Here is an 11,057-nt window from a genome sequence, read left to right on the forward strand (position 1 = left end):
TCTTCTTTTAAAGTGAGTGGGCGTGCCGCCAGGCCGTGATGACGAGGAGCGCACCCACACACTACCCATGGCCGCTGCGTTTGGATGCAGCGCACGTAAAAAATAATTTATAGCTAAGATTTTACGCTACTTGGCCCGGGTTCGAGCAGTCAAACGGCCATGCCGAGCCACATGCCAGCCAGCGCAATGAATCCGCCGCCGGTGCGCAACCAGCCGGTGTGACGGCGTACCGCGCGTCCCAGTCCGAGTCCCGCGATGTGCAGCGCGGCGCTGGCGGCGACGAAGCCCACGCCGTACAACCAGGCGTTGCCCATGGCCGGCATCTCGGTGCCGTGGGCGTAACCGTGGAAAATGGCGAAGCCGCCGACGATCAGCGCCGCCGGCAGGGTCTTCAACTTGACAGCGAAGCCGATCAGCAAACCAAGCAGCAGCACCGAAGTGACGATACCCGCTTCGACCAGCGGCAGCGCCGCGCCGCCCATGCCCAGCGCGCCGCCGGCGGCAAGGAAGGCCACGAAACTGGCCGGCAGCAGCCATTGCGCGCGGCCGCCCAGTTGCGCGCCCCACAGGCCGACGGCCAGCATCGCCAGAATGTGGTCGATACCCGTCAGCGGATGCATCAGGCCAGCCATCGCGCCGTCGGAATGGCCGGGATGGGCCAGCGCGGCGCCGCCATAGGTCAGCGCCAGCAACGTCGGGATCAATCTGGATTTCATAGGTACTCCTTCAGGTAGATAATAAAATTTTGGGTTCAGCGCCAAGCGGTGCCGGTGCGCTCCGTCAGCAGCGTGGCGACCCTGACGCGGTCGATGTGATAGCCGATGAAAACCAGCTGCGAACGCGGCGCCGCCACCCTGGCGGCATCGGCCTGCAAGGTCAGGCGCGTCCGCACGCCCTGGACCAGCACCGCGTTGTCCGTGTCGCGCAGGCGGATGTAGCCTTTGCTGCGCAGGATAGGCTCGGCGCGGGCCGCTTCGAGCAGCGCGGATGTGAGCTGTTTCCCGTCCTGCGGCGCGTCGCTGCGCAGCACGAAAGACAACCAGCCCGGGTCCTGTTCGTGAAAATGCTTGTGGGTGGCCAGTCCGTGGCTGTGCGCGCCCAGGCCCGAATGCGCGTGGCCGTTCAGGCGGTTCTGGCTCGCCAATGGCGCTGCCTGCGCGCCGGGCATCGTCGCCAGCGGGGTGAAGACGTGGGTATGTTCGGTGCGGGTGGGCTGGTGCAGCCGCAGGCCCAACGCCAGGCGGATATCGAGCTGCGCGCGGTACGCCAGCTCCAGGAAGCGCACTTTGGGCGCGCGCCGGCGCACGCGCGTCTCGGCCAGCAGCAATGCCGCCTCGTCCAGCTCATCGATCTTGTTCAGCACGACCACGTCGGCGTATTCCAACTGCTGGTCGAACATGGTCGCGGCGGCGCTCTCGCCCTCTTGCGGGCCGTGCTCGAAGCGGTCGGACAGCAGCAACGGCGTGTCCACCACCGCCAGCGTCGCGTCGAGGATGAAATCGTCGGCCAGCTCCGCGCTTTGCAGCAGTTCCATCACCGCCGTCGGCAGCGCCAGGCCGGAGGTTTCGATCAGCACATGGTCGATCTGCGCGCGCCGCCCGGCGATTGCCCGCATGGCCGGCAAGAACAGCACATCGTCGCCGTAAGCGATCAACCCATGGGGGAAATCCTGGATGCATACCTGCGGATCCTCGCCGACGCCGTCGCGCACCAACGCGCCGTCCACGGAAATCTCGCCGAACTCGTTGATCAGCAAGGCCAGACGGCGCGTTTGCCGCCGTTCGACCAGGCCGCGCAACAAAGTCGTCTTGCCGGCGCCGAGAAAGCCGGTGACGATGGTCACGGGGATCAATTGCTTCATAACGCCGCACATTCCCTTATCGCGTCGGCGGCATCCGTCACCATCCCCGGATACACCAGCGTTGGACGCGCCACCACCAGCAATGGAATCCCCAACGCCTTCGCGGCGCGCACCTTGGCCTGATAACCGCCCGCGCCGCCGGAATCCTTGGTCACGACGCAATCGATGCCCCAATCGCGCCACAGCGCCGCATTGAACTCGGCGGAAAACGGTCCCTGCATCGCGCAAATGCGTTCGCGCGGAATGCCGAGCGCCAGCGCCCGTTCGATCAATTCCGGTTCGGCGGTCTGGCGCACGAACCACTGCTTGCCGGCGGCGCCGGGTGTGCGCATGAACGTCGCCAGATCCTTCGATCCTGTCGCCAGGAAGATACGCAGTCCCAGGGCGGCGGCGCGCTCGGCCGCCTGTTCCATGGAAGCGCACAGCTCACCATCATGCGGCTGGTACTCGCTCGGGCGCTCAAAGCGCAGGTAAGGGATGCCCAGCTCCTTCGACAATCCGATCAGCTGTTCCGACATGGCGCTGGCGTAGGGATGGGTGGCGTCGAGCAGCACGCGGGCGTTTTTTTGCGTCAGCACGCGGCGCCGCGCCTCCACGCCCTGCCGGCCCGACCAGACGCTGACGCCGGGACAATCCTGGCGCGCCATGTCGCCGCCATGGTCGCTGGCCGCCGATACCACCACTCTCCTGCCCTGCCCCTGCGCCAGTTGCGCGGCCAGGGCGTTGCCGTCGCTGGTGCCGGAGAACACCCACAGCGCGTTGTCCGGCAATTCCTGTTCCAGCGACGTGTCGTTCGCCTCCGGCTGCGCCCAGTCGTTGTAGCCACGCGGCGTGAAGATGCTGCCACGCTTGCGCATCGTGAAGCGGTTGCCGACCACGATGGTGGTCAGCATGTCGAACTTCAGCGATGGCAGCTCGTCGAGCCGGTAAATCGCCACTTCCTGGCCGGGACGATAGGCGTTCTTGACCACGCCGCACAGCGTGTGCGGGGCTTTCGATTCCAGCATCAACTGCAGCACGCGGTAGACGCCCTCCTGCCTGCTGGCGCTTTGCACGTTGTACATCACGCAGGCCAGGTCCGCCTGGGCGATATGGCGGGCGCGGTGCTCGATCCACTCCCACGGGCAAAGCAGGTCGGAGAGGCTGAGCGTGGCGAAATCGTGCGACAGCGGAGAACCCAGCAAGGACGCGCAGGCATTGGCGGACGTGATGCCCGGCACCACATTCACCTCGTAGGTGTCGTCCTCACGCATCTCCTCGAACGCCAGCGCGGCCATCGCGTAAATGCCGATGTCGCCGCTGGAAATCAACGCGACTTTGGCGCCCGCCCGCGCATGCTCGATCGCCAGCATTGCGCGTTCGCGTTCCTGCGTCAGCGGCGGCGTGTGGATCTCCTTGCCCTCGATATGGGGCGCGATCCAGCGCAGATACAATTCATAGGCCACGATGACATCGCTCTCGCGCAAGGCCGCCATGGCGCGCGGCACGATCAAGTCGTCGAAGCCAGGTCCCACCGATACCAAATTCAAAACACCACTCATCAGATTTCCATCCATTTATCCAGTACCACTGCGACGGCGACGCCGTCCAGGCTCGTTTTCGGCACCAGCAGCGCGCCGCGCGCGCTGGCCACCAGCGCGCATGGCTCGCACACGCCTTCCAGTCCCACGTTTTGCCGCACCCAGTCGGACGGCTTGCCAACCCAGGGCCGGGCCGCCAGTTCGGCCCGGGCGAACACCCGCAACGGCAAATCGTACCGGGCGCAAAATTCGAGCAGGCCGGGTTCCTCCGCCTTCAGGTCGACGGTCGCCATTTCGCGCACATCACCGATGCCGTAGTCGCCACCCGCTTTGAGCGCCTGCATCACGGCAGCCTCGATGCGCTCGGCCGCGACGCCCTTGCGGCAGCCTATGCCCACCGTCAGCGGCTTGAGCGCCTCGGTGGCTGTCGTCACCACCGGCACCGCGCCAACCAACCTGGCCACACGGTAGGCCAGCGCATTGCCGCCACCCTCGTGGCCGGCGAGCAGCGCGATGGCGAAACGTCCCGCCTCGTCCAGCACGACGACCGCGGGATCGGTGTGCTTGTCCGCCGGCAGACCGTCGAGAAAGCGCACCGCGATGCCGCTGGCCGCCACCATGATCCATTGGGCATGGCGCCGGTAGCCGGCGGCGAATTGCGCCTTCTGGCTGGTGTCCGGCGACAGCCATGGGCGGTGTATTTCCCCGCCCAGACTCCTTTGCAGCGCGGCCGCCAGCGCTTCGCCTTCCGCGCGCACCAGCCATATGCCCAGGCTCGAGGTCCGGGTCATGCAGCGTCCTTCTTCTTCACCACCCGGAACAGATGGGTGAAGTCCTTCGAATACAAGCTCGATTCGGCGGCGACACCCTTGTCCAGCGCGGCGCCGACCAGCATCATCGTGGTCAGGTTCCACGCACCGCGCTTGGTGTCTTGCAGCACCGTTGCCAGCGTGCCTTGGTAGATCTTCTGCTGCGGCCAGCTGGCGCGGTAGACCAGGCTGACCGGCGTATCCTGCGGATAGTGAAGCGACAAGTCGGCCACGATCTTCTTCAGGTGCGGTCCGGAGAGGAAGATGCACATGGTGGCGCGATGTTCCGCCAGCCGCGCGATCGATTCGAGTTCCGGCACCGCCGACGCCCGGCCGGAGACCCGCGTCAGTATCACGCTCTGCGACACTTCAGGCTTGGTCAGTTCCGACTGGATCGCGGCGGCGGCCGCCGTGAACGACGACACGCCGGGCACGATCTCGTACTCGATACCCAGCGCCTCCAGGCGGCGCATCTGCTCCGCCGTGGCGCCGTAGATGGCCGGATCGCCGGAATGCAGCCGCACCACGTCGGTACCGGCCTTCTGCGCACGCACGTAGCAGGCCTGCTGCTGTTCCAGATCCAGTTCGGCCGTGTCGATCAACTCGGTGCCTGGCACGCAGTGGTTCAGCATCTCGGTCGGCACCAGCGAGCCGGCATACAGCACCATATTGACGCTGCCCAGCAGGCGCGCGCCGCGCAGGGTGATCAGATCGGCCGCACCGGGTCCGGCTCCTACAAAGTAAACTTTCATCTCAACGTTCCTTTCGCGGTGATCGGCGCACCAGCAAGGTGGCGAGATACCCCATCGCCTCGTCGGCCACCAGGTCGCCGACGCCGGAGGCCAGCAGCTCGCCCGGCAAGCCGATACGGCGGGCGAAGGCGCAATGCCGGGCGATGTCCATCTCGCGCAGCAGGTCGAGCACCCAGCCCAAACGGGTGCCGACTTTCATCAGCACGACGATATCGTGGCTCTCGATGTCACGCCGCAGCTCCTCCGGCGTTTCGGGACACGGCAGTATCAGCACGCGCTCCTTGCCCTCGCCCAGCGGCCATGACAAGGCCGATGCCGCCGCCGCGTAGCTGGTCACGCCCGGGAAGGTGCGGTGCGGCAGCCCCGGAATGCGCTCGCGCAGCGCCGCCAGCACGTAGCCGTAGGTCGAGTAGGTCAGCGTGTCGCCGATGGTCAGGTAGGCGACATTGCGGCCGGACCGCAGTTCGACGGCGATCATGTCCGCCAGCTGCGCGTAATGCTCGCTGAGCACCGCGCGGTCCGGGTCCATATTGAATTCGATTTCGCGCAGCTTGCCGGCATCGGGCTCGAAACCGGTGCCGGCAAGGCATTGCAGCGCCACCGAATCGGCCGCGCCGCGCGCACGCGGTGCGTACACCAGATCCGCCTGGCGCAAGGCCTCCAGCGCCGCCAGCGGCAGGTAGCCGGCCGGACCGGGACCGACGCCGATGCCCCAAAGTGTGCCGACGCCGCTCATGCGCGCTCTCCGAGCAGATTGCCCGCCAGGTCGAACAGGCGCACCTCCAGCCGTTTGACCGACGGCACGCGCGCATGCGCCAATTCGCCGATGCGGCGCTCAATCTCGCGCCAAAATGCCGGCGCACCGGGTTCCCGCTTTAATCTTTCCATTGCCGCTTCCACTGTATTTGCTGTTTCAATATCGTTCACCACTTCCGGGCCATAGCCCCACCGGGCGGCCACCCGCGCCACGCCACCCATGGCCATGTTGCTCTTGCTGGAATGGGTGTCCCAGGCGCCGTCCAGCACCTTGGCCAACTTGCCGGGGTGGCCGGCCAGCCACAGGACGTCAAGCGTGCGTTCATCCTCGGCCAACACCGATTGCGTGAAGTCGAGCGCATCGCCCAGAAAATTCGCGATCTGCACGGTGCGCTGCTCCGGCAACCGCAGCACGTCGCGCGCATACTCCCGGCCTATCTTGCCCGGCAGGTAGGCCACGCATTGCTGGCCGCCCGCCAGCGCCACCCGCACATACACTTCGACCGAGGCTATCCAGGTCGACAGCGACATCGGCTCGACGATGCCGGAAGTGCCGAGGATCGAGATACCGCCGACGATGCCCAGCCTCGGATTGAAAGTCTTTTTGGCGATGATCTCGCCGCCCTCGCAGCCGATCGTCAGATCGAATCCCGCATCGGCCGGTTCCGCCATCGCATCCGCCAGCACCTCCTCCACCGCGCGGCGCATCATCTGGCGCGGCACCGGGTTGATCGCCGGCTCGCCGACCGCCACCCGCAAACCCGGGGCGGTGGCGATGCCGACGCCGCGACCGGCGAAGAAGCGCACCTCGCCGGCGGCGTTGCGTCGCACCTCTGCGAAGATGGTGGCGCCATGCGTGTTGTCCGGATCGTCGCCGCCATCCTTCAGCACCTCCGACCTGACCGCCTGCCCGTCCAGCCAATCGACATGCTGTATCGGCACCGTCAAAAAATGCACGCCATCCGGCAGGCTGATATCGACCTGCGTGTCACGGTCGCCGTGCAGCAGCAGCTTCAATGCAGACTTGACGGCAGCCGTGGCGCAACTGCCCGTTGTGCGACCGCGCCGCAGGCCATTCATGGCCGGCACGCTCAGATCGAAAGCCTGGCGTTCAGCCAGCGCCGTATCCATCGTCGTCTCCGGCGCCATCTCCAGCCGTAACGCGCGCGAGCTGGTTGAGCCCATCGATCAACAAGCCATTGACGACGCTGGCCGCCCACGGCGAACCGCCGCGCGTGCCGCTGTTGGTGATGCGCGGCACCTGCAGGCAGCGCCGCAGCGCATCCTTGCTCTCGCGCGTGCCGACAAATCCGACCGGCAGCGCGATCACAAGCTGCGGACGCCAGCCATGGTCGCGGATCAGCCGCACCGCCTCGAAGATTGCCGTTGGCGCGTCGCCGATCGCCACCACCACGTCGTTGCCGAATTTTTCCCAGCCGCGCCGGATGCCGGCCGCCGACCGCGTGATGCCGTATTGTTCGGACATCAAATGCGTCTCTCGGTCGTGCACGCCGCACCAGGTATCGATGCCCAGTTCTTCCAGCAAAGCGCGTTTCAGGCCGGTCTGCACCATCGTCACGTCGGTCAGTACGCGCCTGCAGCGCAACAGCGCGCGAATCCCGCTGTCGACCGCGCCCGGCGAGAAATAGATGTCGTTGACGGCGTCGAAATCGCCGCTCGTGTGCACCAGGCGTTGTAGCACCGTCAGTTGGTCCGGCGGGAAAGCCGACCAGTCACGCCCGGCCGCGATGATGCGAAAGCTCTCCGCCTCGATCGGATGCGGATCGTAAGGTTTGTAGACCGGTTCCGCGCTCGCCGCTACGCCGCCGGCATCCGTCTGCGCCAGCAGTCCGCGCACGGCGAGATGGTGTGCGCGTTGCGGCTCGCCGACCTGCTGCTCGAAGCCGACGATCTGCACGCGATATTTGCACAGCGAGCAGTTCATCGCAGCCCGCCCGGCGACTGCCTCGCGCGCGCGGTCGATCATCACGTCGGCGACAAGTGGATGGACGCCGAAATAGCCCGCCTTCAGTACCTCCAGCCCGGGCTCGCGCTCGCGCAAGTCGTCCGCCGCCGCATAAATGCGCTTCACCAGCACGCCGTCGAACAGGAAGAACGGCAGCACGACGATCCGCGCGTAGCCCAGCCTGGCCGCGCTGCGAAGTCCATCGGCGACCAAGGGCTGCGCCGTACCGGAGTAGCAGACGAAGGCGGTGCCGAAGCCCATGCCTTCCTCCAGCATGCGTGCCAGCTTGGCCACTTCGCCGTTGGCGTCCGGGTCGGTCGTGCCGCGTCCCACCACCACCAGGCAGGTATCGGAACGCCTGATCGTCTGCGGCGACGTCGCCTCGGCGGCGACGATGCGTTCCTGCGCCAGCTGCAGCAGCTTGGGATCAAGGCTCATCGGCGCGCCGAAGTGGAAGTCGATCTGCGGATGGTCGCGCGCGACCGCCTGCATCTCGGCCGGCATGTCGTTCTTGGCGTGGCGCGCGGCCAACAGCACGCCCGGCACCACCGCCACCTGCCGGGCGCCGGCCGCCAGATTGTCCGCCACCGCCTGGGCGATGGTCGGACTGGCGAATTCCAGATAGCCGTGACTGACCGCGTCCTGCGGCGCGCGTTCGCGCACCAGTTCGACCAGCGCTTCGAATTCGCGCACGGCGTCCGGATCGCGGCTGCCATGGCCGGCGATCACGATACCGAACTTCTCGCTCGCCGTCATTTCAGCCGCGCCGCTTCGATCTGGCTGTCCATCGGCGCCAGCGTACGGATCAACATGATGCTCATGTCGGAGCACTGATGCTCCGCGCATTCGGCCAGCGTGCCATGCCACTCCGCCTCGCCCCGGGTCAGGTTCTCCCACACCTCGGTGGGATGCGACGCCGGAATACCCTGCCCGATCAGGTAGGCGGCGATATGCCAAGGCATGAACGAGCGCGCCGCGTCCCATGGACATGGAATGACGATGGCATTGCGCTGATCCTGCAGCACATGCACCAGGTGGCGCTTGAACGGTTCCAGATCGCCACGGCGGTGGAATGTGATGAAGGTGGTTTCGTCGAAGCAGACCTTGGCGCGCGACGCGAGGATCTGCGCCGACGATATGCCGGGCAGCGATTCGACCGGATGGCCGCAGGCGCGTTCGACCCGCTCCAGGTACTGGAAGCCGCTGAAATGGATGTCGCCCATGAAAACAACCACGCAGCGCTTGCCGGCATGGTGTTCCAGCGCCACCTTGTCCAGCTGTTCGACCTGGTCCCGGTAACCCATGCTGACCACTTTCGCCGTCTCCGGTATCAGGCTGCGCACGACATTGAGCACGGCCTCGAAGCCGGCTACGACGTCGGCCTCGCGTATCAGCTGCGCGCCGCGCTGCGTCAGATAGCCGATGTCGCCCGGCCCGGCACCTATACAAATAATCATGCAACCACTCCTAAGTTATCTCTTTATGCGCCGGCAAGCCGGGCGCGCACGGTCAGCGCCAGATTGTCGGCGGAAAGCTCTTCCAATGTCAGGCACTCCGCCTTCAGCGCCTCAGCCAGGCGCGCGGCGCGGCCGAACCGCGTATAGCCGCTCTCGGTGTCGATCACCAGCGATGGAATGCGGCGCTCGGACAGCAATTCCGCCAGCTCCAGCGACTCGCGCCACGGGTCGCCGGCGTAGGCCAGCGGCACGTTCGCTTTACCATCGGTCATCAGCACCAGCAACGGCGGACCGCTTTGGGCACCGTTCTTCGCACTCTCCACCACCTCCAGCGCCAGTTGTAGCGCATGGGGCAGCGGCGTACGGCCGCCGGTCGGCAGTCCCCGCAAATTCCGCTCGGCCAGGTCGACGCTGCGGGTCGGCGCCAGCAGCACTTGCGCGTCCTGGCCACGGAAGGCGACCACCGCCACCTCATCGCGTTGCTGGTAGGCGTCGGTGAGAAGATTCAGCACCGCGCCTTTGAGCGCCTCCATGCGGCGCTGCGCCGCCATCGAACCGGAGGCGTCCACCACGAACACAATCAGGTTGCCGCTGGTGCCGGCCCTGACCTGCTGATGCAGGTCGGCGCGGACCACGCGCATGTTTGCCGGGTCGCGTAGCGCCGCGCTGCGCAAAGTCGCGCCGATGGCGAGGCTGGTCGGCTGCTCATTCGGCACCGCGCGCAGCATCTGCCCGCGCGCCGTGTTGGTGGCCGCGCTGCGGCGCCCCTGTGTTTGCGCAAAGTCGGTCGTCGCTTCCACCGTAATGCGCGGCGCGGCGCCACCGGCGGAGGCGGCGAAGACCTGCTCATCGTCGGACTGGCCCGGCTGCGCGTCGTCCGGCGCACCGTCGCCATGCTCGCCGGACGTTTGCTCCGGCGGTTGCGGCTCGTTGGCCGCCTGCGGCATCAAATCATCAAGGCGCTGCTGGTCCAACCCTGGCTGCTCGAAAGGCTTGCGCCGGCGCCGATGCGGCAGCACCAGCTCCGCGGCGCCGCGTATGTCGCGCAGATCCACCACCGCGCGGCCCTCCAGCGCGGCGAGCGCGCGCGCGGCCTTGTGCATGACGATATCGGCGCGCAAGCTGGCGACCTCGAACTCGCAGCACAAGTGGCTGATCAAATCCAGCATGGTGTCGTCCAGGACGACCGTCGGCAGCAGCGCCTGCGCCGTCGCCAGCCTGGCTTGCAGCGCCTCCTGCTGTTCGCGCCATTGCTCGACGTAGCCGGCCGGATCGGCCTCGAAGGCGATGCGGCGCCTTACGACTTCCGACCTTTCCGCCTTCTCGCGCGGCGCCGTCACCTCGACCATCAGACCGAAACGGTCGAGCAGTTGCGGGCGCAAGTCGCCCTCTTCCAGATTCATCGTTCCGACCAGGGTAAAGCGCGCCGCGTGCCGGATCGACAGCCCGTCCCTTTGCACGCTATTGACCCCCATGGCGGCGACGTCCAGCAGCACATCGACCAGGTGGTCGGCCAGCAGGTTGACCTCGTCGATATACAGCAGGCCGCGATGCGCGGACGCCAGCAAGCCCGGTTGAAATGCCTTTTGCCCGCCTTGCAGCGCACGCGATATATCGAGGCTGCCCAGCACCCTGTCCTCGGTCGCGCCCAATGGCAACGTCACGAAGGGCACGGTGGACAATTCCGGCGCCCGCCCGTCACAGACGTCGCAATGCTCGCAAGGCGCACCGGCGGCGCAATTGAACGCGCATCCGGCTACCTGCTCGATGCGCGGCAGGACGTCCGCCAGCGCGCGCGCGGCGGTGCTCTTGGCGGTGCCTTTGTCGCCCCTTATCAACACGCCGCCTATGCTTGGATCGACCGCGCACAACATCAGGGCCGTACGCAAAGTCGATTGACCGACGATGGCGGTGAAAGGGAAATTCATATGGCGCA

Annotated in this window: 10 protein-coding genes; all 10 read right to left on the reverse strand. The window is 66.5% G+C overall.

Translation table 11 applies throughout. The features are described from left to right. Positions 1-149 precede the first annotated feature (149 nt). The 10 genes from AC0IYS_RS16665 to AC0IYS_RS16710 are packed head-to-tail and all read right to left on the reverse strand — an operon-like array spanning position 150 to position 11,049. On the reverse strand, positions 150-716 hold the full coding sequence (locus tag AC0IYS_RS16665) for a HupE/UreJ family protein (RefSeq protein WP_471706203.1): 567 nt from the start codon (positions 714-716) through the stop codon (positions 150-152). A gap of 35 nt (positions 717-751) precedes the next feature. Beyond that, on the reverse strand, positions 752-1,861 hold the full coding sequence (locus tag AC0IYS_RS16670; RefSeq protein WP_471706204.1) for a CobW family GTP-binding protein: 1,110 nt from the start codon (positions 1,859-1,861) through the stop codon (positions 752-754). Continuing rightward, complete coding sequence (cobJ, locus tag AC0IYS_RS16675; protein ID WP_471706205.1) at positions 1,858-3,402, reverse strand: precorrin-3B C(17)-methyltransferase; 1,545 nt, start codon at positions 3,400-3,402, stop codon at positions 1,858-1,860. Before cobJ ends, AC0IYS_RS16670 begins: the two co-directional genes overlap by 4 nt. Continuing rightward, positions 3,402-4,172, reverse strand: a complete 771-nt coding sequence (locus tag AC0IYS_RS16680) for a cobalamin biosynthesis protein (protein WP_471706206.1) — start codon at positions 4,170-4,172, stop codon at positions 3,402-3,404. Before AC0IYS_RS16680 ends, cobJ begins: the two co-directional genes overlap by 1 nt. Then, on the reverse strand, positions 4,169-4,942 hold the full coding sequence (gene cobM / locus AC0IYS_RS16685; RefSeq protein ID WP_471706207.1) for a precorrin-4 C(11)-methyltransferase: 774 nt from the start codon (positions 4,940-4,942) through the stop codon (positions 4,169-4,171). Before cobM ends, AC0IYS_RS16680 begins: the two co-directional genes overlap by 4 nt. Position 4,943: 1 nt before the next feature. Continuing rightward, complete coding sequence (cobI, locus tag AC0IYS_RS16690; RefSeq protein WP_471706208.1) at positions 4,944-5,678, reverse strand: precorrin-2 C(20)-methyltransferase; 735 nt, start codon at positions 5,676-5,678, stop codon at positions 4,944-4,946. Beyond that, on the reverse strand, positions 5,675-6,829 hold the full coding sequence (gene cbiD / locus AC0IYS_RS16695; RefSeq protein ID WP_471708895.1) for a cobalt-precorrin-5B (C(1))-methyltransferase CbiD: 1,155 nt from the start codon (positions 6,827-6,829) through the stop codon (positions 5,675-5,677). Before cbiD ends, cobI begins: the two co-directional genes overlap by 4 nt. Next, positions 6,810-8,420: a precorrin-8X methylmutase gene (locus AC0IYS_RS16700; RefSeq protein WP_471706209.1), complete on the reverse strand. Its 1,611-nt coding sequence runs from the start codon at positions 8,418-8,420 to the stop codon at positions 6,810-6,812. Before AC0IYS_RS16700 ends, cbiD begins: the two co-directional genes overlap by 20 nt. After that, the gene (locus tag AC0IYS_RS16705; protein WP_471706210.1) at positions 8,417-9,121 is read right to left on the reverse strand and encodes a cobalt-precorrin-7 (C(5))-methyltransferase; all 705 of its coding nucleotides are present in this window, start codon (positions 9,119-9,121) and stop codon (positions 8,417-8,419) included. Before AC0IYS_RS16705 ends, AC0IYS_RS16700 begins: the two co-directional genes overlap by 4 nt. A gap of 23 nt (positions 9,122-9,144) precedes the next feature. After that, positions 9,145-11,049, reverse strand: coding sequence for a putative cobaltochelatase (locus AC0IYS_RS16710; RefSeq protein WP_471706211.1), 1,905 nt, complete (start codon positions 11,047-11,049; stop codon positions 9,145-9,147). Positions 11,050-11,057 lie beyond the last annotated feature (8 nt).

This window comes from Duganella sp. AC237 (assembly GCF_979254035.1).

What these genes read in the sequence shown, in the direction of transcription:
- AC0IYS_RS16700 (WP_471706209.1), bottom strand. Translation starts at nt 8,420, where the DNA reads ATGACGGCGAGCGAGAAGTTCGGTATCGTGATCGCCGGCCATGGCAGC.
- AC0IYS_RS16680 (WP_471706206.1), bottom strand. Translation starts at nt 4,172, where the DNA reads ATGACCCGGACCTCGAGCCTGGGCATATGGCTGGTGCGCGCGGAAGGC.
- cobI (WP_471706208.1), bottom strand. Translation starts at nt 5,678, where the DNA reads ATGAGCGGCGTCGGCACACTTTGGGGCATCGGCGTCGGTCCCGGTCCG.
- cobM (WP_471706207.1), bottom strand. Translation starts at nt 4,942, where the DNA reads ATGAAAGTTTACTTTGTAGGAGCCGGACCCGGTGCGGCCGATCTGATC.
- AC0IYS_RS16665 (WP_471706203.1), bottom strand. Translation starts at nt 716, where the DNA reads ATGAAATCCAGATTGATCCCGACGTTGCTGGCGCTGACCTATGGCGGC.
- AC0IYS_RS16705 (WP_471706210.1), bottom strand. Translation starts at nt 9,121, where the DNA reads ATGATTATTTGTATAGGTGCCGGGCCGGGCGACATCGGCTATCTGACG.
- AC0IYS_RS16710 (WP_471706211.1), bottom strand. Translation starts at nt 11,049, where the DNA reads ATGAATTTCCCTTTCACCGCCATCGTCGGTCAATCGACTTTGCGTACG.
- AC0IYS_RS16670 (WP_471706204.1), bottom strand. Translation starts at nt 1,861, where the DNA reads ATGAAGCAATTGATCCCCGTGACCATCGTCACCGGCTTTCTCGGCGCC.
- cbiD (WP_471708895.1), bottom strand. Translation starts at nt 6,829, where the DNA reads ATGGATACGGCGCTGGCTGAACGCCAGGCTTTCGATCTGAGCGTGCCG.
- cobJ (WP_471706205.1), bottom strand. Translation starts at nt 3,402, where the DNA reads ATGAGTGGTGTTTTGAATTTGGTATCGGTGGGACCTGGCTTCGACGAC.